Annotated in this window: 25 protein-coding genes and 2 tRNA genes; 6 read left to right on the top strand and 21 right to left on the bottom strand. The window is 64.1% G+C overall.

The genetic code is table 11. The annotated features are described in order from the left end of the window. Positions 1–122: 122 nt before the first annotated feature. Both idsA3 and AVZ66_RS08585 read right to left on the bottom strand, forming a co-directional pair. Complete coding sequence (gene idsA3 / locus AVZ66_RS08590) at positions 123–1,169, bottom strand: geranylfarnesyl diphosphate synthase (RefSeq protein ID WP_058983670.1); 1,047 nt, start codon at positions 1,167–1,169, stop codon at positions 123–125. Continuing rightward, positions 1,170–2,516 carry a ribonuclease J gene (locus AVZ66_RS08585; protein ID WP_058983669.1) on the bottom strand — a complete coding sequence of 449 codons (1,347 nt, stop codon included), beginning with the start codon at positions 2,514–2,516 and terminating at the stop codon, positions 1,170–1,172. A gap of 225 nt (positions 2,517–2,741) precedes the next feature. Between AVZ66_RS08585 and AVZ66_RS08580 the strand changes: the two genes are divergently transcribed. Then, the gene (locus AVZ66_RS08580) at positions 2,742–2,936 is read left to right on the top strand and encodes an HVO_2922 family protein (RefSeq protein WP_058983668.1); all 195 of its coding nucleotides are present in this window, start codon (positions 2,742–2,744) and stop codon (positions 2,934–2,936) included. Here AVZ66_RS08580 and AVZ66_RS08575 read toward each other — a convergent pair. Both AVZ66_RS08575 and mvk read right to left on the bottom strand, forming a co-directional pair. After that, positions 2,933–3,673, bottom strand: coding sequence for an isopentenyl phosphate kinase (locus AVZ66_RS08575; RefSeq protein WP_058983667.1), 741 nt, complete (start codon positions 3,671–3,673; stop codon positions 2,933–2,935). The genes AVZ66_RS08580 and AVZ66_RS08575 overlap by 4 nt on opposite strands. Further along, complete coding sequence (mvk, locus tag AVZ66_RS08570) at positions 3,670–4,656, bottom strand: mevalonate kinase (protein WP_058983666.1); 987 nt, start codon at positions 4,654–4,656, stop codon at positions 3,670–3,672. Before mvk ends, AVZ66_RS08575 begins: the two co-directional genes overlap by 4 nt. 85 nt (positions 4,657–4,741) lie before the next feature. Between mvk and AVZ66_RS08565 the strand changes: the two genes are divergently transcribed. Beyond that, complete coding sequence (locus AVZ66_RS08565; RefSeq protein ID WP_058983665.1) at positions 4,742–5,554, top strand: VOC family protein; 813 nt, start codon at positions 4,742–4,744, stop codon at positions 5,552–5,554. A 45-nt stretch (positions 5,555–5,599) separates the two neighbouring features. On the opposite strand, the gene rpsB is transcribed toward AVZ66_RS08565, so the two are convergent. The 14 genes from rpsB to moaA all read right to left on the bottom strand — a co-directional run bounded on the left by rpsB (position 5,600) and on the right by moaA (position 12,817). Beyond that, entirely contained in the window at positions 5,600–6,343 is a 744-nt protein-coding gene (rpsB, locus tag AVZ66_RS08560; RefSeq protein WP_058983664.1) for a 30S ribosomal protein S2, read from the bottom strand. Continuing rightward, on the bottom strand, positions 6,340–7,536 hold the full coding sequence (gene eno, locus AVZ66_RS08555; protein ID WP_058983663.1) for a phosphopyruvate hydratase: 1,197 nt from the start codon (positions 7,534–7,536) through the stop codon (positions 6,340–6,342). The genes rpsB and eno overlap by 4 nt, the downstream gene beginning before the upstream one ends. Position 7,537: 1 nt before the next feature. After that, positions 7,538–7,717 (bottom strand): DNA-directed RNA polymerase subunit K, encoded by a 180-nt coding sequence (locus AVZ66_RS08550; RefSeq protein WP_058983662.1) that lies wholly within the window; start codon positions 7,715–7,717, stop codon positions 7,538–7,540. After that, positions 7,717–7,917: a DNA-directed RNA polymerase subunit N gene (locus AVZ66_RS08545; protein ID WP_058983661.1), complete on the bottom strand. Its 201-nt coding sequence runs from the start codon at positions 7,915–7,917 to the stop codon at positions 7,717–7,719. The genes AVZ66_RS08550 and AVZ66_RS08545 overlap by 1 nt, the downstream gene beginning before the upstream one ends. A 12-nt stretch (positions 7,918–7,929) precedes the next feature. Further along, positions 7,930–8,328, bottom strand: coding sequence for a 30S ribosomal protein S9 (locus AVZ66_RS08540; protein WP_058983660.1), 399 nt, complete (start codon positions 8,326–8,328; stop codon positions 7,930–7,932). Next, positions 8,322–8,759, bottom strand: coding sequence for a 50S ribosomal protein L13 (locus AVZ66_RS08535; protein ID WP_058983659.1), 438 nt, complete (start codon positions 8,757–8,759; stop codon positions 8,322–8,324). The genes AVZ66_RS08540 and AVZ66_RS08535 overlap by 7 nt, the downstream gene beginning before the upstream one ends. Continuing rightward, positions 8,756–9,109: a 50S ribosomal protein L18e gene (locus AVZ66_RS08530; protein WP_058983658.1), complete on the bottom strand. Its 354-nt coding sequence runs from the start codon at positions 9,107–9,109 to the stop codon at positions 8,756–8,758. The genes AVZ66_RS08535 and AVZ66_RS08530 overlap by 4 nt, the downstream gene beginning before the upstream one ends. 33 nt (positions 9,110–9,142) lie before the next feature. Continuing rightward, positions 9,143–9,227: transfer RNA gene (locus AVZ66_RS08525), tRNA-Leu, on the bottom strand. Positions 9,228–9,352: 125 nt separating this feature from the next. After that, on the bottom strand, positions 9,353–10,096 hold the full coding sequence (locus AVZ66_RS08520) for a DNA-directed RNA polymerase subunit D (protein WP_058983657.1): 744 nt from the start codon (positions 10,094–10,096) through the stop codon (positions 9,353–9,355). Positions 10,097–10,099: 3 nt separating this feature from the next. Then, positions 10,100–10,483, bottom strand: a complete 384-nt coding sequence (locus AVZ66_RS08515) for a 30S ribosomal protein S11 (RefSeq protein ID WP_058983656.1) — start codon at positions 10,481–10,483, stop codon at positions 10,100–10,102. Positions 10,484–10,489: 6 nt separating this feature from the next. Further along, entirely contained in the window at positions 10,490–11,002 is a 513-nt protein-coding gene (locus AVZ66_RS08510; protein ID WP_058983655.1) for a 30S ribosomal protein S4, read from the bottom strand. Beyond that, the gene (locus tag AVZ66_RS08505; RefSeq protein ID WP_058983654.1) at positions 11,002–11,508 is read right to left on the bottom strand and encodes a 30S ribosomal protein S13; all 507 of its coding nucleotides are present in this window, start codon (positions 11,506–11,508) and stop codon (positions 11,002–11,004) included. Before AVZ66_RS08505 ends, AVZ66_RS08510 begins: the two co-directional genes overlap by 1 nt. 22 nt (positions 11,509–11,530) lie before the next feature. Continuing rightward, positions 11,531–11,613, bottom strand: a tRNA-Ser gene (locus tag AVZ66_RS08500). A gap of 166 nt (positions 11,614–11,779) precedes the next feature. Beyond that, positions 11,780–12,817, bottom strand: a complete 1,038-nt coding sequence (gene moaA / locus AVZ66_RS08495; RefSeq protein ID WP_058983653.1) for a GTP 3',8-cyclase MoaA — start codon at positions 12,815–12,817, stop codon at positions 11,780–11,782. 152 nt (positions 12,818–12,969) lie between these two features. Between moaA and AVZ66_RS08490 the strand changes: the two genes are divergently transcribed. After that, on the top strand, positions 12,970–14,013 hold the full coding sequence (locus AVZ66_RS08490; RefSeq protein WP_058983652.1) for an Mrp/NBP35 family ATP-binding protein: 1,044 nt from the start codon (positions 12,970–12,972) through the stop codon (positions 14,011–14,013). 12 nt (positions 14,014–14,025) lie between these two features. Next, positions 14,026–14,241: a hypothetical protein gene (locus AVZ66_RS08485; protein WP_058983651.1), complete on the top strand. Its 216-nt coding sequence runs from the start codon at positions 14,026–14,028 to the stop codon at positions 14,239–14,241. Positions 14,242–14,244: 3 nt separating this feature from the next. On the opposite strand, the gene AVZ66_RS16230 is transcribed toward AVZ66_RS08485, so the two are convergent. Both AVZ66_RS16230 and AVZ66_RS08475 read right to left on the bottom strand, forming a co-directional pair. After that, the gene (locus AVZ66_RS16230; RefSeq protein ID WP_157575639.1) at positions 14,245–15,186 is read right to left on the bottom strand and encodes a hypothetical protein; all 942 of its coding nucleotides are present in this window, start codon (positions 15,184–15,186) and stop codon (positions 14,245–14,247) included. Next, the gene (locus AVZ66_RS08475) at positions 15,176–18,469 is read right to left on the bottom strand and encodes a PKD domain-containing protein (RefSeq protein ID WP_058983649.1); all 3,294 of its coding nucleotides are present in this window, start codon (positions 18,467–18,469) and stop codon (positions 15,176–15,178) included. The genes AVZ66_RS16230 and AVZ66_RS08475 overlap by 11 nt, the downstream gene beginning before the upstream one ends. A gap of 223 nt (positions 18,470–18,692) precedes the next feature. Here AVZ66_RS08475 and AVZ66_RS08470 point away from each other — a divergent pair, with 223 nt between their 5' ends. Next, complete coding sequence (locus AVZ66_RS08470; protein ID WP_058983648.1) at positions 18,693–20,579, top strand: 2-oxoacid:acceptor oxidoreductase subunit alpha; 1,887 nt, start codon at positions 18,693–18,695, stop codon at positions 20,577–20,579. A 3-nt stretch (positions 20,580–20,582) separates the two neighbouring features. Next, a complete protein-coding gene (locus AVZ66_RS08465; RefSeq protein WP_058983647.1) occupies positions 20,583–21,521 on the top strand; it encodes a thiamine pyrophosphate-dependent enzyme in 939 nt (312 codons plus the stop codon). A 93-nt stretch (positions 21,522–21,614) separates the two neighbouring features. Here the strand turns inward: AVZ66_RS08465 and AVZ66_RS08460 are convergent, their stop codons facing one another. Next, positions 21,615–22,889 (bottom strand): IS200/IS605 family transposase, encoded by a 1,275-nt coding sequence (locus AVZ66_RS08460; protein WP_058983646.1) that lies wholly within the window; start codon positions 22,887–22,889, stop codon positions 21,615–21,617. Positions 22,890–22,909 lie beyond the last annotated feature (20 nt).

The following is a 22,909-nucleotide window of genomic DNA, read 5'->3' as shown; positions in this document are numbered from 1 at the left end:
GCGTGACCACCGCTCGCCTGCGGCGAGCGGGCTTTTTTAGCGTAGATTTTTTGCGCGAGAGGTTCCCGCAGCGAGCGGCCGGTGGCCGCGAGCGAGGAAACCCGAGCGCAAAAAAAGGTACGTTAGTAGCCCCGTTCGACGAGGTAGTCCGCGACCTGTTCGAGTCGACGGTGGGCCTCGTTGTCCGGCAGCACGTCGAGGTGGGCTTTGGCTTCGGCGACGAGTTCGTCCGCGCACTCGCGGGCGTACTCGATGCTACCGACCTCGCGGAGTCGCTGGACGGCGTCCTCGATGTCGTCGTCGGTGACGTTCTCGGGGTCGTCGGCGTCCAGCAGATTATCGACGTCGACGCCGTGCTCGCTGGCGTGCAGCGTCACGACCGTCTTCTTGCCTTCCACGAGGTCCGACCCGCGCTGCTTGCCGAGTTTCTCGGACGGCACCGTGAGGTCGAGGACGTCGTCGTGAATCTGGAACGCTTGCCCGGCTTTGACCCCGTAGTCGTACAGCGCCTCGACGGTGTCGTCGTCGGCGCCCAGCAGGACCGCGGGAATCGACGCCGCCGCGGCGTACAACACCGCGGTCTTCAACTCCACCATCTCCATGTACTCGTCGGAGAGGACGTCCGTCCGCGTCTCGAAGTCCACGTCGAGGGCTTGGCCCTCACAGATGTGGGTGCACGTCTCCGCGAGCGTCTGCATCGCGCCCATGCCGCGCTCGGGCGGCGCGCCCGTCCGCAGCATGATTTCGAACGCCTTCGAGTAGAGCGTGTCGCCCGCGAGAATCGCGGTCTCGGTGTCGTACTCGCGGTGGACCGCCGGCACGCCGCGCCGGAGGTCGTCGTCGTCCATGATGTCGTCGTGGATGAGCGTGAACGACTGGATGACCTCGATGGACACCGCCGACGACATCACGTCCACCTCGCCGCCCGTCAGGTCCGGGAACGCCCGGTAGTCCGTACTCCCGGGTTCGACGTCCGCCAGCGCCTCCGCGGTCAACAACAGGACTGCTGGACGCAGGCGCTTCCCGCCGGCCTCCAAGAGGTAGCGGGCCGCCTCGTAGAGGCGCTCCGGGCGCTGCGCCGGGAGGTCCTCGTCGATGGCGGCGTTGACCTTCTCGCGGCGCTCGCGGACCGCGCTGAGCACCGCTTGTTCGCGGGCGTTCTTGGACATCTACTCGACGAGCTGGATGGTGTTGCCGTTCGAGGTCACGTGGAGGTCGCGACCGACCTTGTACCCCTGGCTCTCCGCGAGACTGACGTACGGCGCGAAGCCCTTCATGTTCTGGTGGGCGGGGATGATGTGCTCGGGCTGGAGCGTTTTCATCATCTCGTAGTGGCCCTCCTCGCGGAGGTGGCCGGAGACGTGGATGTCGTCGTAGATGCGAGCGCCCTGCATCCGCAGCAGCTGCTCGCTCTGGTAGCGCTGGCCCTCGTTGGTCGGCTCCGGAATCACGCGCGCCGAGAAGATGATCTTGTCACCGTTCTCGATGTCGTAGGGCGTCTCGCCGCGACCCATCCGAGTGAGCATCGCGCGCGGCTCGCCCTGGTGGCCCGTGACGATGGGCAGGAAGTTCTCCTTGCCCTCGTCCATCACGCGCTTGAACGCGCGGTCGACGCTCTTGCGGTGGCCGAACATCCCGAGGTCGTCCGGGAAGTTCACGCGGCCCATGCGCTCGGCGGTACCCGAGTACTGCTCCATCGAGCGACCGAGCAGAATCGGCTCCCGGCCGATGTCCTTCGCGAACTCCACGAGCGAGGAGACCCGGGAGACGTGGCTGGAGAACGTCGTCGCGACGATGCCGCCGTCGTAGTCCTCCATGCTCTGCATCGCGTCCTTGAGGTGGCGCCGCGCCACGCTCTCGGACGGCGTGCGGCCCTTCCGGCCGGCGTTCGTACAGTCCTCGATGTAACAGAGGACGCCCTCGCCCTCGCGGCCGATCTCTCGGAAGCGCTCCATGTCGATGGGGTCTTCGAGAACCGGGTCGTGGTCGATGCGCTTGTCGAGGCCGTAGACGACCGACCCCTCCGGCGTGTGGAGGACCGGGTTGATGGCGTCGATGATGGAGTGTGTGACGTGGACGAACTCGAGTTCGCACTCGTCGCCGATGGACATCGTCTCGCCGGACTCCATCTCCACGAGTTCGTTGTCGACGCCGAACTTCTGCTCGCCCTCGATCTGGCCTTTCACGAGTTCCAGCGTGAACGGCGACGCGACGATGGGCGCGTCGTATCGGTGCGCGAGCTTCGAGATGGCACCGATGTGGTCGAGGTGGCCGTGCGTCGGCACGATTGCCTGCACGTCGCCCTCGAGGTCGGACATGACGCGGTCGTCCGGGATGGCGCCCATGTCGATGAGGTCGAGGCTGTGCATCTTCTCGGTCTCGACGTTGTCGTGAATCAGGACCTGCGAGAGGTTGAGGCCCATGTCGAAAATGACAATGTCGTCACCGGCTCGGACGGCAGTCATCTGCCGACCGACTTCTTCGTATCCGCCGATTGTTGCGATTTCGATTTCCATGGTTTTGAAGCACTGAAACCCCGGTAAGGGGAGTCGTGTCTCGAAACAGCCGCGCGCTGGCGACGGCGGCCGCGGCGTCTTACAGCCGTCGGCCGCCGTCGCGTCAACGCCCGCGACGCTGCTCTTGGCTGCCCTACGTCCCGCGGTGTTAAAAACAGCGGGGATTGCCGCGGCGTCGGCCCGTCGGCCACAACCGCCTTCACGAAGGCGGTTCTCGTGGCGTCTATGGCGAACGCGACGTTCCACGTCTACGAGGACGAAGCGGGTCAGTACCGGTGGCGCCTCGTTCACCGAAACGGCAACATCATCGCGGACAGCGGCGAGGGGTACGCCTCCGAGCAGAAGGCCAAACAGGGCCTGAAGAGCGTCAAGGAGAACGCGCCGGACGCCGACGTGGAAGTCGGCGAACCCGACGCCTAGCGCCCCTCGATGCGCGTTCCGGCGTCCTCGCCCGCGAGAAACGCCGAGAGGGCGTCCGGGCCGAACACGAACGCGGGCGCGCCGAGCGCCAACAGCGCGCGGACTTTCGCGGCCATCCCGCCGGTGACGTCGGTGGCGTCGCTGCCCCCGAGCGCGGCGGCCACGTCGTCGTAGTCCGTAATCTCGGCGACTACGTCCCCGGACTCGTCGAGGACGCCGGGGACCGTCGAGCAGAGGCCCACCCGCTCGGCGTCCAACGCTCGCGCGACGTGCGTGACGAGTTCGTCGCCGCTGACGATAGTCGCTCCGTCTCCGACCTGCGTGAGCACGTCGCCGTGCAGCACCGGCACGAACCCCTCACCCAGCATCGCTTCCAACTGCGCGGTCTCGAAGCGGAGTTCGCCGTCCACAGTTCGGTGGCCGACAGAGAACGGATGTACGGGCACCGCCGGCACGCCCGCATCGGCGAGCGCACCGACAACTCTCCCGTTCAGTTCCTCCATCGCGCTCGCGACGTCGCGGGCCGCAGCAGCCTCCGCGGACCCCTCGCTGCTGGAGATACCGTGGTCGGCAGCGTGCGGGTGCCCGAAGCTCCCGCCGCCGTGGACCACCACGAGGTCGTCGACGGCCGCCTCTCCGAGCGCGCCCGCGAGCGCTGCCAGTCGGTCGTCGGCGACGGTTTCGGGCTGGTCTTTCTCGGTGACGACGCTCCCACCGAGTTTCACGACGACGGTCATTCGACGCGCACGCCCTCCGTCGCGAGCTCCGCCTGGAACGCCTGCTCGCACTCCGGCGCCAGCGACAGCGCGGTCTCCACGCCGTCCTCCCGGTCGAGCGCGACGATGCAGCCGCCGCCGCCCGCGCCGGTCAGTTTCGCGCCGAGCGCCCCGCCGTCCCGGGCCGCCCACACGAGGGTGTCCAGCGACCGCGAGGACACGTCGAGCGCCGCGAGCAGACCGTGATTGAAGTCCATCAGGCGGCCGAGCGCGTCGAGGTCGCCGTCCGCGAGCGCCTGCTCGCCCTCGCGCACGAGGTCGCCGATTGCGCCCACGGTGTTCGCGGCGAAGTCGTACTCGTCGCGGAGGTCTCGTACTCCCGCGACCAACTTCCCCGTGTCGTGGCTCGCGCCATCGTACCCCACGACGAACGGCAAGTCCGGCGCGTCGATGGCTCGACAGTCGTCGCCCTCCACGCGGACTGCGCCACCCACCGCCGAACAGAACGTGTCCGCCCGGGAGGCTTGCCCGTCCTGCACCTCGTGTTCGACGCGGTACGCGCGCTCCGCCACCGCCTCGGCGTCGAGCGGCGCACCGAGTTCGCGCGTGGCGGCGTCGATGCCCGCGACGGCGACGGCCGCGCTCGACCCGAGTCCCGCCCCGAGCGGAATCCCGCTCTCGATTTCCACGTCGAAGCCCGCATCCGGCCTGTCTGCGGCGTCTCGTGCCTGTTCGAGCGACGCTTCCACGTACCCCATCGCTGCCTCGATGAGCGGCGTCGGCACGTCCACGTCCGGCTTCGCGTCGGCGCTCGAGCCGTACTCGACCGTGAACCCGTCCAGCGAGAGGTCGTCGGCGGACACCCGCACGCGGTCGTCGTCGCGGGCCGTCACCGTCACCCGCGCCCGTCGCTCGATGGCACAGGGAACCGCGGGCTCACCGTAGACGACGGCGTGCTCGCCGAAGAGGTAGACCTTCCCCGGCGCGCTCGAAGTCGTTGTCATACTTCGCCGTGTGGTCCACGCCGTTACAGAAGTTCCGGAACGCCCCCGCCGCAGGCTTTTGCGTGCGCGCGCCGAACGGGGCGGTATGCGCCCCGTCATCGACCACGTGCCGTTCGCCGCCAGCGACCTCGACGCCCTCGTCGAGCGATTCGAAGCCGCCGGCTTCGACCCCACGTACGGCGGCGCCCACCCCGGCGCCGGCACGGAGATGGCGGCGGTCGTGCTCCCGGACGGCTCGTATCTCGAACTGGTCGCGCCCACGCGCGAAGACCCCGACCGCTGGCCGGCGTACTTCGAGGCCGCCGACCCCATCGCCGGCCCCTGTGACTGGTGCGTGGAGACGGGCAGCGTCCACGCCGAGTGTCAGCGCGTCATCGACCACGACGTCACCGTTCACGGCCCGATTCAGGGCCGCCGCGAACGTCCGGACGGCACGCTCGTCGAGTGGGACCACGCGTTCCTCGGCGGCGACGACAGCCTCCTCCCGTTCGTCGTCAGCGACCGCACGCCCCGCGAGTACCGCGTCCCCGACAGCGACCTCTACGGGTCGCCCGTGTCGGGCATCTCGTGGGTCGTCCTCGCCACCGACGACATCGCCAGCGCTATCGAACGCTTCCAGCGGCTCTATCGCCTCCCCGAACCGGAACGCGACTACGACGACACCTACGGCGACCTCGCGCAATTCCCCGGACAGGACGTGGTGCTGTGCGACCCCGACGGCGGCCGCGTCCGCGAACGCCTCGACGAACTCGGCCCCGGACCCGCCGCCGTGCTGTTGAGCGCGGACATCGACGACGCGCGCCACCGCCACCCCCTCGGCGGCGGCCGCGAGTGGTTCGGGCGGCGCGTGCGCTTCGTCGATGGGCTCGACGGCCACCTCGGCCTCGTCTCGCTGTAGCCGTCGCTGGTCGGTCTGATTACTGAAAAGTACGAACGCGGAAGCCTACAGTCCGTCCTCGAAGTCGTCGAGGCCGTACGTCGGCTCTGCGCCGCGGCGGTCGAGCGTCTCGTTGGCGAGCAGCCAGTAGACCACCGACAGCGCGCGCCGCCCCTTGTTGTTCGTCGGGACGACGAGGTCGACGTTGCTCGTCTGGTTGTTCGAGTCGCACATCGCGATCACGGGAATGCCGACCGTGATGGCTTCCTTGACGGCCTGCGCGTCGCCGATGGGGTCGGTGACGACGAGGACGTCCGGCTCGATGTAGCCGTCGTACTGCGGGTTCGTCAGCGTTCCCGGGATGAACCGTCCCGTCCGGGCGCGTGCGCCGACCGCTTCCGCGAACTTCTCCGCGGGGAAGCGACCGTACTGGCGCGACGACGTGACCAGAATCTGCTCCGGGTCGTAGTTCGCCAGGAAGTCGGCGGCCGTCCGGATGCGCTCGTCCGTCTTCGAGACGTCGAGCACGTAGAGGCCGTCCGTGCGGACGCGGTGGATGAACCGGTCCATGTCGTTTGTCTTCTGCTGGGTACCGATGTGGACACCGGCGCCGAGGTAGTCCTCGACGGGGATGAGCAGGTCGGCCTCCTCGTCGGACATGACGTCCTCGGTGACCGCCGCTCCCGGCTCCTCTTCGGTGGGCTGTTCGTCTGTCTGGGCGTCGCTCTCGGCGGCCTCGGCGGCAGACTCCGCTGCCTGCTCCGGGGCGTCCTCGAGGTCGGCCTCTGTGTCGGATTCGTTCTCGCTCATGCTTCGTCCGCGATGCGGATGAGTTCGTTCAGCTTGGCGGTTCGCTCGCCGCCGACCGTCCCCGTCTTGATGAACGGAGCGTCGGCCGCCACGGCGAGGTGTGCGATTGTCGTGTCCTCGGTCTCGCCGCTGCGGTGGGAGACCACGGCCTCGTAGCCGTTCCGGGTCGCCAACTCGATCGCGTCGAACGCGTCCGAGAGCGTCCCGATCTGGTTGGGCTTTACGAGGATGCTGTTGGCCGCGCCGACCTCGATGCCGTCGCGGAGTCGCTCCACGCTCGTCACGAAGAGGTCGTCCCCGCAGACGAGCGTGTCGTCGCCGACCTGCTCGGTCAGCGTCGCGAACGCCTCGAAGTCGTTCTCGTCGAGCGGGTCCTCGACGTACGCGAGGTCGTACTCCTCGACGAGTCCGGCGACGTACTCGATCTGCTCCTCGGTGGAGCGGACCTCGTCACCGTAGACGTACTCGCCACCGTCGTAGCGCTCGGCGGCCGCCATGTCGAGACCGAACTGGACGTCGAAGCCGAACTCTTCGGCGACGTCGCTGGTGGCCTCGTCGACGATTTCGAAGGCGGCGGCGTCGTCGATGGACGGCGCCCACGCACCCTCGTCGCCTTTCGCGGCGGCCTCGCCGCGCTCTTCGAGGAGTTCGCCCACGCGCTCGTGGACCGCGGCGTTCGCGAACACCGCCTGCCGGACGCTCGGCGCGCCGACGGGCGCTGCGAGGAACTCCTGAATCGCGGTCGCGTCGGCGGCGTGTTCGCCGCCGCCGACGACGTTCCCGAGCGGCACCGGGAAGTTCCGCCCGCGGAAGGCGCCGCCGAGATGCTGGTACAGCTGCACACCGAGCACGTCCGCGGCGGCCTTCGCGGCCGCCATGCTAGTGGCGACCGCGCTGTTCGCCCCGACGTCGGAGAAGTCCTCCGTGCCGTCGGCGGCGTGCAGTGCGGCGTCGACGCCGCGCTGGTCGCCGGCGAACTCCCGGCCCTCGAGGCGCGGTGCGACGTGTTCGCGCGCCGCCGCAATCGCCTCCTCGACGGGGAGTTCGACTGCCTCGTGCTCGCCCGTGCTGGCGCCCGACGGCGCCGCAGCACGGCCGAACCCGCCGTCCTCGGTCACGACCTCGGCTTCCACGGTCTTGTTGCCGCGGGAGTCCAGAATCGGCCGGAATCGGACGGACTCGATGCGCGTCATCTCAGTTGTCCCTCCGGACAGTGAACGGGAGCGCGTCCGCGTCGTACTCCTCGGCCGCGATGAGGATGGGCTCCGTCTGGTCGGTGTCGACCAGCACGGGCGCCCCGTACGACACCTGCAGCGCTCGCGCACCGATGATGCGGGCCTTCTCGTACCGATTGAAGTGTTGTGTGTCGCTCATTACTGGTAGGGCGAGACGACGTCCACGAGGTCCTGGTGGGAGACCATCATGCGTCGACAGCAGTGCCGGTCCACGCCGAGGTCGTCCAGCACGTCCGCTGGGTCCTCGTCGCCGTCGTGGGTCTCGGCGCGTGCCTTGAACTCTTCCCAGTACTCGCCGACGACGTTACCGCACGTGAAACACCGGACTGGTACCATCATGATTTGGTCACCTCAGCGGTAGGACTTCTGGTAGCGGGCGCGGGCACCGGGGCCGCCCCACTTCTTGGACTCGGACTGCCGGACGTCGTTGACCAGCAGACTGCGGTCGAACTCACGGTACGCGTCCCGGAGTTCGGCGTCGCCGTAATGCTCGACCAGCCCGCGCGCGATGGCGGTGCGGACGGCGTCAGCCTGACCCGCGAACCCGCCACCCGAGACGTCGATATCGACGTCGACGTCGTCTCGGAGGTCCTCGCCAGCGATGCGGAACGGCTCCAGCATCTTCAGGCGCGACATCTCCGGGTCGACGAGTTCGACGGGCTTGGAGTTGATTCGGACACGACCCTCTCCGTCGCTGACTGTCGCGCGAGCGACAGCCGTCTTCTTCTTACCGGACGTGTTGGTTACCATGTGACGTTAGCACCTAGTTCCTTGGAGACATCGCCGACGGTGACGAAGCGAATCGTCGAGAGTCGGTCAAGCGACGTTCCCTCGATGACTTCGCCGTCATCGTCGAACGGGTTACCGACGTACACGCGGACGTTCTCGAACGCCTCGCGGCCGTCCTGCTGCTTGTACGGCAGCATGCCACGGATGGCGCGCTTGAACACGCCGTCCGGGCGTTTCGGATAGTACGGACCGCTGTCGGAGCCCAGCTCCGCTCGCTTGTTGTACGTCTCGAAGATGTCCTCCTCGGTGCCGGTGATGACTGCCTCCTCGGCGTTGACGACAGCGATGGACTCGCCGTCGAGGGCGCGTTCGGCGACGTTGCTCGCCACGCGACCCATGATGCAGTCTCGCGCGTCGACAACCACGTCGGCGTCGAATTCTGCGAGACTCATCGCATCACCCGCACGTCGGATCCTTCGGGGTTCTGTTCGACTGCCTGTTCCAGATGGACGGCCTCGCCGTCGGCGTGCTCGATTTTCGTCTTCGCGCTGCCGGAGAAATCCACGGCAGCAACGGTGACGGACTTTCGAAGCGCGCCGGACCCCAGCACTTTGCCGGGGACGACGACGGTCTCGTCCTCGTTCGCGTAACGTTCGATGCGACTCAGGTTCACCTCGGCGTGCGTGCGGCGCGGCTTCTCCAGCCGACCCGCGACGTCGTGCCAGACGTCCGTGCCCGAATCTCGGGCGACGGACTTCAGTTCGGCGATGAGACTGCTGAGTCTCGGACTTGTCTTACTCATGCTCGTACTCCTGGAAAGTTGTGAGAAGTCGAGTGCAGGGAGCAGGATTTGAACCTGCGAACCCCTACGGGACAGCGCCCTGAACGCTGCGCCTTTGGCCTAACTTGGCTATCCCTGCACGGCCGCGGTGGCGCTTCGCTTCTCTGTAGCTCCCGACCCTTTTTACCGATTTCGATTGCCGGGCCCGAGGCTCCAGGGGCAGGAGTGGGCGTCGGCGCGGTAGTGTGGGTCGGAGCAATCATGTTATATTTGGACTGCCTGTTCGAGTTCGTCCGCGCGGTCGACCAGGGAGTCGACTGCTCGGAGAACTAGCTCTGTTACGGGCATCGAGCCGTCGGATTCGACGTGGAAGACGAACGCGCCGGGGACGTCCTCGACTTCGAGCTCCTTGCCGGGGTACCGGTTCGTGAGGTCGTTGTCGAAGTCGTCGGTCGGCACGAGTTCGCCGTCCTCCTCGAGAACGCCGCGGAGCATCTGTGGCTCCTCGTCGGCGTACTCGTCGGCGTCGCCGACGACGTTCACGCGCTGGAGGTGTCGGTAGCCGACCGCGACGCCGCCTTGGTGTTTGGCGTGGTCGCGGCCGTAGCCGAGTTCCGCGTCGGCCTCCAGTTCGAGACGCTGGTCGTCTTTGAGCTCGATGATGGGGATGTTCTCGTCGGCGGCTGCCACTTCGGGGTCCTGACAGACCAGGTCCCCGGAGTACGCCGTCCCCGGGCCCTCGACGTCGAGCGCGAGCGTGACCGTGTCACCCTCCGCGAAGTCCTCGGGCGTCGTCAGCGGGACGAGGCCGAGGCGCAGCGCGAGCTGTTCGTCGAACATCACACTGGAGTTCTCGACGAACCGGACGCTGTCGATAGACAGCGTCGGAACGTCGGCGATAATCGCTCGCCGAATACCGTTCGCGAACGCCGGCGTGATGTTGCGAACGACGAACCGGGCTTCCCGTTCGTCGCGGTCGATGAATTCGACGTCGAAGTCCGTGCTCATGGCTTAGTACCCGCTGTTCTTCGGCGGACGCGTCCCGTCGTGGGGGACGGGGGTCACGTCCTCGATGCGGCCGATTTCGAGACCGGCGCGAGCGAGCGCGCGGATGGCGGCCTGCGCGCCCGGACCCGGGCTGCGCTGGAGGTTACCACCGGGGCCGCGCACGCGAACGTGCACTTTGTCGATGCCCTGGTCTAAGACGTCTTCGGCGAGCTGTTCGGCCATCTGCATCGCGGCGTACGGCGACGCCTCGTCACGGTTCTGCTTCACCACGGTACCGCCACTCGACTTTGCGAGCGTCTCGGCGCCCGTCTCGTCGGTGACCGTCATGATGGTGTTGTTGAACGAGGCGTGGATGTGCGCGATGCCCCATTTGGTGTCGTCAGCCATATTGTGTTACTCCTGTGCACCGGCGCGAGCCGGGTGCAGTTCGTCTGTGAGGTCGCTTCGTTCGTCGAACGCGATGGCGTCCTCCTCGGAGACGTCGACCTTGTAGGAGGGTTCCGTGACGCGACTCCCGTCGACCGTGATGTGGCCGTGGGAGATGAACTGACGGGCTTGCCCGACAGTGTTCGCGAGACCCTCGCGGTAGACGACCGTCTGCAGGCGGCGTTCGAGGACATCCGTCACGTCGAGCGACAGGACGTCGTCGAGGCTCTCCTGATTGGAGAGCACGCCGATGCGCTGCAGGCGCGAGACGAACTCCTCGCCGCTGACGGCCTCCGTGCGGCCGAGCAGGCGGCGCGCCTCGCGGCGGAAGTTGCGCAGTTCGGACTGCGCACGCCAGAGTTCCTCCTTGTTCTTCAGGCCGTACCGGGAGACGAGGTCGCTCTCCTCGGAGATGCGTTCGCCCTGATACGGGTGATTCGGCGTCTCGTAGAACTTGGTGTTCTCACCTGGGAGCGCCATTATTCTTCCTCACCCGCTGCTTCTTCTGCCTGTTCTTCCTTGATAGCCTCGACGTTGACGCCGATGGTACCTTCCGTACGACCGGTGGACTTGGTGCGCTGACCGCGGACCTTCTGTCCGCGCTCGTGTCGGATGCCCTTGTAGGACCGAATCATCTGCATCCGATTGATGTCCTGGTCGCGCGTCAGGTTGACGTCGTTGCCGGTGACGTGCTGGGTCTCGCCGGAGTAAAAGTCGTTCCGACGGTTCGTGAGCCACTCCGGAGCGTGGTCTGCGAACTCGTTGACGGCTGTCTTGATGTCGTCGATGATGTCGTCATCAAGACGGCCAATCGTCGCGGTGCGGTCGACATCCGCGTTCTCCGCGACGACTCGCGAGACTCGTCGGCCGATGCCGTCGAGTTCCGCGAGCGCACGCTCGACGGACTTGGTACCGTCGAGGTCTGTCTGCCCGATGCGGACGAAGTACTGAATGTCCTCGTCCGCGTCTTGTTCTTCCGAACTCATGTTTTGGTGTTGTGTGGAAAGGCGTCGTGGCGGGGATTTGAACCCCGGAGGCTTACGCCACAGAGTTAGCAACCCTGCGCCTTGACCAGGCTAGGCTACCACGACACGCTTTCGGGTGTATCTTCGCCCTCTCGGACTCGGGACCTGGCGCCCCTACAGTGACTGCGTTCGTGAGAAATCGCGGCCCGTACTTAAACATCACGAAAGGGCGTTGGTGGAGCCTGCCAACCGGACCCACGACTGCATCCCTTCGACCGACAACTGAGCGGCGTCAGTTCGTGTGGTCGGTGCCGCCGTCCGCATACACTTCGACGTAGTCGTCGTTGACCTCCCAGCCGCCGTCGCCGTCCTCGACCATGTACTCGCCGTAGTACGGCACGCGGTTCTCGACGGTCTCGCGGAACGCCTCGCGAATCTCGTCCCTCGACATCTCGCCCATCGACCGCAGGTCGTCGTTGCGGTTCAGACACCCCTTCAGGTAGCCTTCGTGTGTCACGCGCACGCGGTGGCAGTTCGCGCAGAACTCCTCGTTGCCGACGGGGTCGACGATTTCGACCATCCCACCGTCGGACTCGTCCGACGAGGTGTCGCTCGCGTCGCTCGCGACACCACCGTTCACGTAGTACCGCCGTCGGTCGTGCATCTCGCGGTGTTCGACGCGGTCCGCGCGCTCTTCGAGCCAGTCGTGGACGTCGTCGATGTCGACGGCCCACTCCGGGTGGCCCGCGATTTCCGGCATGTACTCGATGAGCTGGAGTTGGAGCGCGTCGTTCTCCGCGACGTGGTCGACCATCTCCGGCACGTAGCCCGCCGTCTTCCGGAACACGACCATGTTCAGTTTCACGGGGTCCAGCCCGGCGTCGACGGCCGCCCGCACGCCTTCGAGGACCTTCTCGTAGGCGCCGCTCTTCGTGAGCGCCTTGAAGTCCTCGGCGTCCAGCGCGTCCTGAGAGACGTTCACTCGTTCGAGGCCCGCGTCCACGAGGTCCTCGGCGCGTCCCGGGAGGAACGTCCCGTTGGTCGTCATCGACACCTCCATCGAATCCGGAGTGCGTCGAATAATCTCTTCGAGGTCGTCCCGGAGCATCGGCTCGCCGCCAGTGAGTTTCACCTTCTCGACGCCGAACTCCTCGACGACTTCGAGGAACCGCACCACGTCGTCCGCGCTCATCTCGTGGTCCCGTGGGTCCATCGGCCCGCGCGTGTCCCCCAGCCCCTCGTTGTGGCAGTAGACACAGTCGAAGTTACAGCGGTCCGTCAGGGAGACCCGGACGCCGGAGACCTCGCGCCCGAACGAGTCCGAGAGCATGCTGGTATGTGGCACGCACAGACGCTTAAACTCGTGGGTGTAAGCGGGGATTTCGTAACCCCTAGACGTTACGTTCGGGTTGCAGTGTGTGCTTGCGGCCGCACGTTCGTTCGACACAACCCTTATCGGCGCACCGTCTCCTACTCGCGGGCATGAACGAAGACGACGTGCTGGACCTCCTCCGCGACGTCGAGGACCCCTCCCTCGACGACGACATCGTCTCCCTCGGCCTCGTCAACGACCTCGACGTCGACGGCGACAAAGTCACGCTCTCGCTCGCACTCGGCGCCCCCTACTCGCCGACCGAAACCGACATTGCCGGCCGCGTCCGCGAAGTCCTCTCCGACGCCGGCCTCGAACCCGACCTCACCGCCGCCATCGCCGACCGCAACGGCGGCGATGTCCTCCCCGGCGTCAAGAACGTCATCGCGGTCGCCTCCGGCAAAGGCGGCGTCGGCAAGTCCACTGTCGCCGTCAACCTCGCGGCCGGGCTCTCCGACCGCGGCGCCCGCGTCGGCCTCTTCGACGCCGACATCTACGGCCCCAACGTCCCCCGCATGGTCGACGCCGACGACCACCCACGAGCCACCGAGAGCGACACCATCGTCCCGCCCGAGCGCCACGGCATGAAACTCATGAGTATGGCGTTCATGGTCGGCGACGACGACCCCGTCATCTGGCGCGGCCCCATGGTCCACAAGGTCCTCACGCAACTCGTCGAAGACGTCGAATGGGGGAACCTCGACTACCTCATCGTCGACCTCCCACCGGGCACCGGCGACACCCAACTCACCATGCTCCAGACGGTTCCGCTCACCGGCGCCGTCGTCGTCACCACTCCGCAGGACGTCGCCGTCGACGACGCCCGCAAAGGACTACGCATGTTCGGTCGGCACGACACCACCGTCCTCGGCATCGCCGAGAACATGAGCGGGTTCGTCTGCCCCGACTGCGGCGGCACCCACGACATCTTCGGCAGCGGCGGCGGCCAAGACTTCGCCGACGAGAACGAACTCCCGTTCCTCGGCTCCATCCCGCTCGACCCCAGCGTCCGCCAAGGCGGCGACAGCGGCGAACCAGTCGTCCTCGACGACGACAACCAGACCGGCGAAGCGTTCCGCGAGTTCGTCGCGGAAACCGCGGACATGATCGGCCTCGTCCACCGGCGCAGCGCCAGCCAACCGGCGAAACACTGACGACCCACGACGATGCCTGACTACGACCACGCCGACAAACGCGACGTCCTCCGAGACGTCGCCGACGACCTCCGGGAAGAAGACTCCGAGGAAGCCGAACGCGTCGCTGCCATCGTCCACCGCGTCAGCGACATCTACGACGAAGACGAGGACGTCGACGCCCAGCACGTCTACCTCAACATGCGGAATATCCTCCAAATCTCCGAGCAGGGCGGTATCGAGCGCTGACGCCTACCGTCGTCGCCAGAGAACTGCCCCAACTAACACGACAACCACGAGTACCGCGCCCGCACGCCGCTGGAACGGTGACAACGCCTCGTCGTCGACATACCCCTCGCGGTACTGCCGCGCCGTCTCGTTACTGTAACTGACATCGGCCGTTCCCCCCGGAACTTGCTCGAAGTCGTCGTCCCACGCGTTTGCCGTCTCGTTCGGCTTCGCGAGGAACTCCTTCTGGTCGAACTTCCCCGCTGATTGGTTGTAATCGTCGTAGACCATCACTTTCCCAGCCACAACTTCGCCCGGTCCCTCGTTCAAATCCAATCTAAACTCGCTCGTGTTTCCAGGCTGTGGAGCCCCGATTTCGAATTCTCCCTCTGTTCCGAATGTCTCCGCTCTTACGTGGATGCCGTAGGCTCGCTTCCCCGGGTTGTGGACTGTAGCGAATAACTTTGTTTGATTACCTCTTCGAACAAGTTGAATATTTTTGATATATGGGGTTGATGTCTCTGGGCTTGATGCGTTTAAGTTCTGAGTGAAATTGAAGTCAAACTCCTGCCCACCAGCATTCACACTAACTGTGTGGTTATCTTGAGCAACGCTCAGATATGGCGTGATGTTGTCTGAGATGGATTTGGACTCTCCGCTTTCCAAATCAGGCATTTTAGGGCTGAATCCGGTATCATCAACCAATAATCCAAATGCACTTGAAACCTTCATCTCTCCCTTATTCTCTACGTTCACGCATATCCTATTTTCATGCTTAGAGAATTGTATTGTATACGTCACATGGAGTCCAACTCCAGGCTTCTTTTCAGTAGCAACATGCTTCGCTGCATCTACACAGGAGTTTTCGGACTGTTTGTGGTTATCTTCTATAGGAACGCTTGTCGCAGGCGGAACAACCACGAGACAGACTACGAGTACTGTGAGAATGATGCCTTTACTCGCCATACTTTTCCTCAACTTTCTCGGTTAATATATCTTCAATCTTTTCTACATCGAATAGCCCGCCCTCGGTATGTTTGACCGTCCGGTAGATATCCTGACTCTCCATCTCTGGCAGTTGTTTCGTGCCTTCGCGTGCGTAGTACTTGGTGAGCGTGACGTCTGCTCGGCCGATGGTTCTCGAAACCGAGCTACGATCTCTGGGGGAGCTTGTTTCCACCGTCTTCGTTCCAGTCTGCTTGCTGAGCGTCCACTGCTTGCTCAGTGAAATTCCACTGATGTGCACGTCTGCAGACTTCGCCGCGCTCTGCGCTTGGAACCGCCCGTGAACCGTCTTCCACGGTTGCCATTCGTACGATGCAGGCTCGACTAGAGTTCGGTTCTCCGCCAAGTACACTGTTCTAGTCTTGGAGTGCTGGCGTTCCACTTCGTACTCGTACTGGCGTTCGTACTCCGGTTCGCGGACGGTGACTCGCCGAAGCTCACCGGTGTAGTCGTGAGTGATGCTTCGGGGGCGTGTCGACCAGTATGTTTCTTCGACTGTTCTACTTCGCGTGACTTCCTTCGTTCGGGTGACCGTGTGTTCCTCCTCTACTGTCTCCCTCGTCTGGTACACCATGCAGCCGAACATACCGCACTTCTCTTTGAGGACGATTTCAGTCTCTGTGGTGGTGTACGTGTCCTCGTAACTGACGCTCGTCTCGTAGTACTCGGTCGTCTCGTAGCTGTACTTCTTCTCGGTTCGGTATCGAGCATCTCTGATCTTTTGCTGACGGGTGTCCCCGGTAAACGTCCCAGTACCACCTCTATCTGACCGCCACTCTGTTTCTGTCGTGGTCCACGTTTGCGTTTCTGTCGTCGTCCCCTTCGCGGACCACTCTGGATTCGATTCGAGGAAAAATCCTCGTCGACCCTGCTCGTAGAACCGCGTCTGGTCTACGTCGTATTTCGCGGGATTGGTCTTCACGTACTTCTCTAACTGGTACTCGCGACCCGTGTCGTCTACTTGCCGAACCTCGTATCCAGAATCCATCAGGTTATCGCGAACGGCCCCGTTGGTCGTTCGTCGGTTCGTGTATTCGGGACGTTCGACCAGATACGATATCGTCGTCGAGACATCTGTTACCTCGCGGTACGCAGACGCGTACACCACTGGCTGAGGCACCGTCGTGTTGTACTCCATGTGGGGGTGCTCTGTGGGGTACGACGAGAGGTTAATCGGGCCGTCACGGAACGCTTTCGCAGGAATCTCGACGGTCCATCGATGATGTCGTCCCATAGCCTCTGGATCTGGGTCATCAAGTTCGCCCGGTTGCTCCTTGAAGAGCGTATGATCGGTTACGTATCCCCGCTCCGGACGAACTTTGAACGAGGTGGCATTCTCGTACGTCATCTTTGTCAGATAGTACCGCTCAGAATATACCGAGACAGTAACTGTCTCGTTCGGGTAGAACGGTCCCGTATCCTCGATCGTGGCCTCGATTAGATCTGGGGCAAACCAATCTAACAAGCCCGACGAATTGGTTTTCTGGTGTTGCCCATCCACCACTTGCAGCCATATGACGCTGGTAGCTGAAAGAGCTATTTGGGAGTCTTCATGCTGATTGCTATCGACTCCTTGCCAGTGGTAGTCTACCGGCGAGCCGTCGGGGTCGAACGACCCACCCGCATCGAGAACCATCCCTTTTATCCGATTGTGCTCGGTCTGCGGGTCAACAGTCTCAATCTGGATTTCTGGCGGAGCGAAAGTAACCTGAATTGAGTCGTTAGTTCTGTTCGTATAGTCATCAATGCGCCAAGCCACCTTAGAACTCGATTCAATGGGTCTGACTTCGTCTCTATATGTGGATTTCTTCAGAACCAACATATTCTCCGATTTTGATTCTTTGATGAGGTTGGAACTCCACTTGGTTCCTGGCATACGTATCGTTGATTCTATTTCATCTGGCTCGACCCCGTTCAGGTCGACCTTAACCCGATACGTAGCCGTGTACCGTGATTCGTCGATGCGTGGATGATACTGGTCGAGCGGGCCCTCTTGTACGAATCCAGCCGAGACGACTTCGGGTGGTCCCGGAACGTTGACAGTACGAATGGCGACGTCGGTCTGACCGCGGGCGTCACGTGCCCGGACGGTAATCGTGTGGGTTCCTGGTTCGAGGGACTCGAGGTACGTGATCGTGGTTAGGCTGTCCCCGCTAACGCGGCCACCGAGATTGTCTGTGGTGTGCGTCTCGACCGATTCTCCGTCCACGTGCACGGTCACAGTGTGGAGGTTCCCGTAGTCGTCCGTGGCGTCGATAGTGACGGGGACGACACTAGCATTTTCGACTTCGACAGTCGTCAGTTTGGGTGCCGGGTCGGCAACGATAGTTCGGCTGCCGTCCGCGAACGTGGCGACACCGGCGTCAGTCGCCGCGTATAGTTCGTGAGTACCTGCAGTGAGCAAACGCGTGGTGCTGGTTCCAATGCCGACTCGTCGCCCGTCTTGGAACCACGAGCCGGAGACGCCGTTCGTGAGTTCGTAGTCGGCGACGAGTTCGCCGTGCCCGGTCACGAGCTGCGGACCGACAATGTCGGCATTATCGGGATTTCCGCCCGAGCCACCGGTTGTCGTGCCTGTATTCGAGGGTTCGGTGACGCTAATGGACGTTTTGGCGTTGTCTCGCTGGCCGTCTTCGTCGATTACGGTGACGGAGACGGCGTGCGTTCCGGTGGTCGGGAACCGGACAGTTCGTGTCGTGGTGTTCGCGTCGCCAGCAATCGCGTCAGTTGTGACGCGTTCGCCGTCGACGCGCCAGACGAGTCGGTCGAGGGGCGCGTTACCGGCGTTTGCGTCGGCGGTGAATCTGACGGGTTCGCTAGTCGTCGTCGCTGTTGGTCCAGCGAGCGACACGGCGGGTGGGTCGCCGGGTTCGACGGTGACGTAGAGAGTGTCGTTCGCCGTGGCACCGTCGTCGTCGATGACTTTGAGGGTGACGCGGTACGTGCCGGTGGCTTCTGCTTCGAAGTTGGTCTGCTGGCAGTTCTGGCACTGTGGCGTCGTGGCGTTCGTCGCGTCGCCGGACTCCGCGGTGACGGTCCACTCGTAGTGTCGGATTGTTCCGTCGGGGTCGCGGGACCCGCCGGCGTCGAGGTAGACGGTCGTGGCGCGAGTTACCGTCTGGTCGAGGCCGGCGTCGGCGAGCGGCGCTTCGTTGGCGGTGGCGGTACCGTTCGTGGGGGCGATTCCAGCGGTCGTAACGGCCGCGATGACGAGACACGCGGTGAACAACCAATCTGCTTTCACGCTACACGAAGTTGAAATCGACACCTGTTATTTAAAAATTCGTAGCTGAATCTCAAGTATTATAATTGCGGGTGTGAGCGCCGGCCTCGGTTACCGTGTCGAAGTTCAGGGTCGCCTACAGCATTCCTTAATCATCTTTCCGTGATAATGGATAGCAAACGATTTAGTGTGAGTATGACGAACACCATACTAACGGTCCGAGCACGGGCCAGAGGGTTACACTATGACTGATGATGAACTCATTTGGCGAGTGGCGGGGGGTTCCGGCGACGGAATCGACTCCACGAGCCAGAACTTCGCGAAGGCGTTGATGCGTTCGGGCCTCGACGTCTTCACGCACCGACACTACCCGTCCCGCATCCGCGGCGGCCACACGTACGTCGAGATTCGTGCGCGGGACGAGAACGTAACGTCGCGCGGCGACGGTTACAACTTCCTGCTCGCGCTCGGGGACTCGTTCGCACGCAACCCCAGCGAGCACGCCGTCTACGGCGACGAGGAAGTGAAGCCGCTCTCCGAGAACCTCGACGACCTCCGCGAGGGCGGGGTCATCGTCTACGACGAGGGCCTCCTCGACGTAGAGGACGTCCCGAACTTCGAGGAGCGCGCCGAGGAGAACAACTGGCACGTCTATCCGCTCGACCTCCGGTCGCTCGCCAAAGAGCACGGCCGCGAGGTCATGCGCAACACCGCGGGCGTGGGCGCGACGGCCGCGCTCGTCGACATGGACCTCGACCACATCGAGGACCTGATGTCGGACGCGATGGGCGGCGAGATTCTCGAACAGAACCTCGAAGTCCTCCACGACGCCTACGAGCAGGTCAACGACATCGACGACCAGCCTGACCTGACGGTGCCGAAGGGCGACCACGACGAGGAGCAGGTCCTCGTCTCCGGCAGCCACGGCATCGCGTACGCGGCCATCGACGCCGGGTGTCGGTTCATCTCCGGGTACCCGATGACGCCGTGGACGGACGTCTTCACCATCATGACGAACCTCCTGCCGGACATGGGCGGCATCTCCGAGCAGGTCGAGGACGAAATCGCGGCGGCGGCGCTCGCGGTCGGCGCGAGCCACTCCGGCGTAAAGTCGATGTCCGGGTCGTCCGGCGGCGGCTTCGCGCTGATGAGCGAGCCGCTCGGTCTCGCGGAGATGACCGAGACGCCGCTGGTCCTGCTCGAAGCGATGCGCGCGGGTCCCTCGACGGGGATGCCGACGAAGCCCGAGCAGGCCGACCTCGAACACATCCTGTACACGTCTCAGGGTGACAGCCACCGCGTCGCCTTCGGTCCCAGCGACCCGAAGGAGTGCTACGAGCAGACGCGGACCGCGTTCGAGCTCGCCTACGACTACCAGATTCCGGCCATCGTGGTCTACGACCAGAAGCTCTCCGGCGAGTACCGGAACGTGGACGCGTCGTTCTTCGACCGCGACCCGAAGCCGGACCTCGGGAGCACGCTCACCGAGGACGAGATTGCGGAGGCGGCCCACGACGAGACCGGGAAGTTCGAGCGCTTCCGGACGGACGGCGTCGAGGACGGCGTCAGCCCGCGCTCGATTCCCGGCCAGTCGGGCGGCCGGTATCTGGCGTCCGGCAACGAGCACTGGCCGACCGGCCACATCGCAGAAGACCCCGACAACCGCGTCGCGCAGGTCGAACGCCGGCTTCAGAAGCTCGACGCCATCCGCGACGACCTCGACGACCGCGACCAGCAGGTCGTCTACGGCGACGAGGACGCGGACTTCGGGCTCATCGTCTGGGGCAGCCAGCAGGGCACCGTCGAGGAAGCCGTCGCACGCATGAACGACGACGGGAACGCGGTGAAGGCGCTGGGCGTCAGCGACCTCGCGCCGTTCCCGGTCGAGCGCGTGCGGGAGTTCGTCGACAGCGTCGACGAAGCCATCGTCGTGGAGATGTCCTCGACGAAGCAGTTCCGCGGCCTCATCCAGAAGGAGGTCGGGGACTTCGGCGGCAAGCTCTCCAGCCTCCTGAAGTACAACGGCAACCCGTTCGAGCCCGCCGAAATCGTCGAAGCGGTCGAGCTCGAACAGGACGGCGGCGGGGAACCGACCGCTCAGACTACCCTCGAACCTGCGACAGGTGACTAATCCATGAGTAAAGCGTTCAGCGCAATCGGAGAGGATCGGGAGGTCGAACGGGACGAGTTCACGCCCGGCATCGAGCCGCAGCCGACGTGGTGTCCTGGCTGCGGTGACTTCGGCGTCCTGAAGGCGCTGAAGGGTGCGATGGCGGAACTCGGCAAGGACCCCGAAGAGGTCCTGCTGTGTACCGGTATCGGCTGCTCCGGGAAGCTCAACAGCTACTTCGAGAGCTACGGCTTCCACACGATTCACGGTCGGTCGCTCCCCGTGGCCCGCGCCGCGAAGCTCGCCAACGACGGCGTCGAAGTCGTGGCGGCGGGCGGCGACGGCGACGGCTACGGCATCGGCGGGAACCACTTCATGCACACCGCCCGGGAGAACCACGACATGACCTACATCGTGTTCAACAACGAGGTCTTCGGACTCACGAAGGGCCAGACGTCGCCGACGTCGCCGAAGGGCCACAAGTCGAAGACCCAGCCTCACGGCTCCGCGAAGGACCCGATTCGTCCGCTCTCCCTGAGTCTGACGTCCGGTGCGTCCTTCGTCGCTCGCACGGCGGCCGTGAACCCGAATCAGGCCCAGGAAATCATCGTGGAAGCCATCGAGCACGACGGCTTCTCCCACGTCGACTTCCTGACCCAGTGCCCGACGTGGAACAAGGACGCCAAGCAGTACGTCCCCTACGTCGACGTGCAGGACAGCGACGACTACGACTTCGACATCACCGACCGCCGCGAGGCGGCCGAACTGATGCACGAGACCGAGGACGCCCTCTACGAGGGCACCGTCCTCACCGGTCGCTACTACAAGGACGAGGAGCGCAACTCCTACCAGCAGGAGAAGCAGCAGCGCGGCGACATGCCCGAGGAACCCCTCGCGGAGCGGTACTTCGACGAGGACTACGACTGGGAGCGCTCGTACGACATCATCGACCGCCACAAATGACATCCTCCCCGGCGTGAACAGAGAGGGACGAAGTCCCTCAAGCAGTCGGGCAAGCCCGACGACGCCGGGGTTTCCTCGCGCTGGGGGTATCGCTTACCGGCCCACGGAGGCAACTTGCGGGTTCGTATGTTCCTCGTTGGGAACTGAGCGTGGCGACTCTGACCAGTGATGGTCGTCCCACTTGAGGCATACAGGTCGTGCCATCGACCGTGTTACCGTTGTCTGCCGTCTCAAGAACGTCTCTGACGCCACGAGGTCAGCGTGACCCTCGAATCCACACGGGCACGTCAGCGTGTCGCGGTGGCGCGTCGTATCTTCTGTCGAACCACAGTTCGGACACTCCTGACTCGTCCACGCCTCAGACCGTACTTCCACTGAGATGCCGTATTCTTCGGCGGTACACGCCAGCCGGTTCACGAACGCTCGGAACGCCCAGAAGTTGTGCGTTTTCGCGTTCGTCTCCACCGACCAGTGCGTTTCAAGTACGTCCGTCAACGCCCCGACGTACACTGTCGAAACGCCTTCGTCGTACAGCCGTTCGATGAGGTCACGGGCGAGCGCATCTTGGGCGTGGTCACGCCGCTTGGTACGTCGGTCGTACAGGCGGCGGATACGGTGACTACTGTACCGACCTTCCTCCAAGAGCGATTGGAGTCGCGCGATTTCTCGCGTCGTTGCGCGGAACCGCTCAAACAGGTCGCGTCCTTCGTACAAGAGTTGGGTGCCGGTTGTGGTTGTGCAGGCGACGAGGTTGTTCGCACCGATGTCCAGAGCGGCTTCTTCCGAAGCCAGTGGGTGTGCCAGTCGAGAATCATCGACGGTGACTGGCTGAAAGGCCCTGAACGTTTGTGCTTGCTCGTCGTAGAACAACTCTAACCGGCCCTGCTTTTCGTACTCCTTCCAGTTCGGGTCGCCTCGAACTTCGAGCCGGAGGCGTTCGTGGTATCCAAGTCCGTACTCGTCTTTCAGGTCTTGGCCGACGAGAATTTCGAGCCGGGAGTATTCGCCCCATTCGACGGAGTACGACGTGTTGCGAATGTACGCCCGGAGTTCGCGTCCGTCTTCCGAGTTCCCCCAGAATCCGGGCTTGCCGTTAGCTTCGCCCTTCTCCTTGAGCGCGAAGAACGACTTCCATGCTTCGCGGTTCTTACGTTCGATTTGTTGAACTGTCGAAGCACCGACCGTCCCGCCATAGCGCCCACGGTACTCGCTGATGTCCCACACGTCGCCGTCTGGGTCAGCGTAGTGTTCGCGGCGTTCGTAGTTGATTTCGTTCCAGAGAGCGGCAGAAGCGTCCAACAGGTGTCGAAGCAACTCCTCGTCCTCATCGGACTGGGGAATCACATCGAACGTGTTGGTCCGCTTCATCGACTACTGGTTATATCGGA

The sequence above is a fragment of the Halobacterium sp. CBA1132 genome (assembly GCF_001485535.1).
Taxonomy (GTDB): Archaea; Halobacteriota; Halobacteria; order Halobacteriales; family Halobacteriaceae; genus Halobacterium.
The sequence above is the reverse complement of the archived record's forward strand: the minus strand, read 5'-3'. Positions and strand labels throughout refer to the sequence as shown.

Excerpts from the sequence above, each read along its gene's own strand:
- eno (WP_058983663.1), bottom strand. The coding sequence starts at position 7,536 with ATGACGCGCATCGAGTCCGTCCGATTCCGGCCGATTCTGGACTCCCGC.
- AVZ66_RS08580 (WP_058983668.1), top strand. The coding sequence starts at position 2,742 with ATGGCGAACGCGACGTTCCACGTCTACGAGGACGAAGCGGGTCAGTAC.
- AVZ66_RS08530 (WP_058983658.1), bottom strand. The coding sequence starts at position 9,109 with ATGAGTAAGACAAGTCCGAGACTCAGCAGTCTCATCGCCGAACTGAAG.
- AVZ66_RS08485 (WP_058983651.1), top strand. The coding sequence starts at position 14,026 with ATGCCTGACTACGACCACGCCGACAAACGCGACGTCCTCCGAGACGTC.
- AVZ66_RS08515 (WP_058983656.1), bottom strand. The coding sequence starts at position 10,483 with ATGGCTGACGACACCAAATGGGGCATCGCGCACATCCACGCCTCGTTC.
- AVZ66_RS08565 (WP_058983665.1), top strand. The coding sequence starts at position 4,742 with ATGCGCCCCGTCATCGACCACGTGCCGTTCGCCGCCAGCGACCTCGAC.
- AVZ66_RS08465 (WP_058983647.1), top strand. The coding sequence starts at position 20,583 with ATGAGTAAAGCGTTCAGCGCAATCGGAGAGGATCGGGAGGTCGAACGG.
- AVZ66_RS08575 (WP_058983667.1), bottom strand. The coding sequence starts at position 3,673 with ATGACCGTCGTCGTGAAACTCGGTGGGAGCGTCGTCACCGAGAAAGAC.
- AVZ66_RS08535 (WP_058983659.1), bottom strand. The coding sequence starts at position 8,759 with ATGAGTCTCGCAGAATTCGACGCCGACGTGGTTGTCGACGCGCGAGAC.
- AVZ66_RS08545 (WP_058983661.1), bottom strand. The coding sequence starts at position 7,917 with ATGATGGTACCAGTCCGGTGTTTCACGTGCGGTAACGTCGTCGGCGAG.
- moaA (WP_058983653.1), bottom strand. The coding sequence starts at position 12,817 with ATGCTCTCGGACTCGTTCGGGCGCGAGGTCTCCGGCGTCCGGGTCTCC.
- AVZ66_RS08470 (WP_058983648.1), top strand. The coding sequence starts at position 18,693 with ATGACTGATGATGAACTCATTTGGCGAGTGGCGGGGGGTTCCGGCGAC.
- rpsB (WP_058983664.1), bottom strand. The coding sequence starts at position 6,343 with ATGAGCGAGAACGAATCCGACACAGAGGCCGACCTCGAGGACGCCCCG.
- mvk (WP_058983666.1), bottom strand. The coding sequence starts at position 4,656 with ATGACAACGACTTCGAGCGCGCCGGGGAAGGTCTACCTCTTCGGCGAG.
- AVZ66_RS08520 (WP_058983657.1), bottom strand. The coding sequence starts at position 10,096 with ATGAGCACGGACTTCGACGTCGAATTCATCGACCGCGACGAACGGGAA.
- AVZ66_RS08585 (WP_058983669.1), bottom strand. The coding sequence starts at position 2,516 with ATGGAAATCGAAATCGCAACAATCGGCGGATACGAAGAAGTCGGTCGG.
- AVZ66_RS08510 (WP_058983655.1), bottom strand. The coding sequence starts at position 11,002 with ATGGCGCTCCCAGGTGAGAACACCAAGTTCTACGAGACGCCGAATCAC.
- AVZ66_RS08550 (WP_058983662.1), bottom strand. The coding sequence starts at position 7,717 with ATGAGCGACACACAACACTTCAATCGGTACGAGAAGGCCCGCATCATC.
- AVZ66_RS08505 (WP_058983654.1), bottom strand. The coding sequence starts at position 11,508 with ATGAGTTCGGAAGAACAAGACGCGGACGAGGACATTCAGTACTTCGTC.
- AVZ66_RS08490 (WP_058983652.1), top strand. The coding sequence starts at position 12,970 with ATGAACGAAGACGACGTGCTGGACCTCCTCCGCGACGTCGAGGACCCC.
- AVZ66_RS08460 (WP_058983646.1), bottom strand. The coding sequence starts at position 22,889 with ATGAAGCGGACCAACACGTTCGATGTGATTCCCCAGTCCGATGAGGAC.
- AVZ66_RS08540 (WP_058983660.1), bottom strand. The coding sequence starts at position 8,328 with ATGGTAACCAACACGTCCGGTAAGAAGAAGACGGCTGTCGCTCGCGCG.
- idsA3 (WP_058983670.1), bottom strand. The coding sequence starts at position 1,169 with ATGTCCAAGAACGCCCGCGAACAAGCGGTGCTCAGCGCGGTCCGCGAG.
- AVZ66_RS16230 (WP_157575639.1), bottom strand. The coding sequence starts at position 15,186 with ATGGCGAGTAAAGGCATCATTCTCACAGTACTCGTAGTCTGTCTCGTG.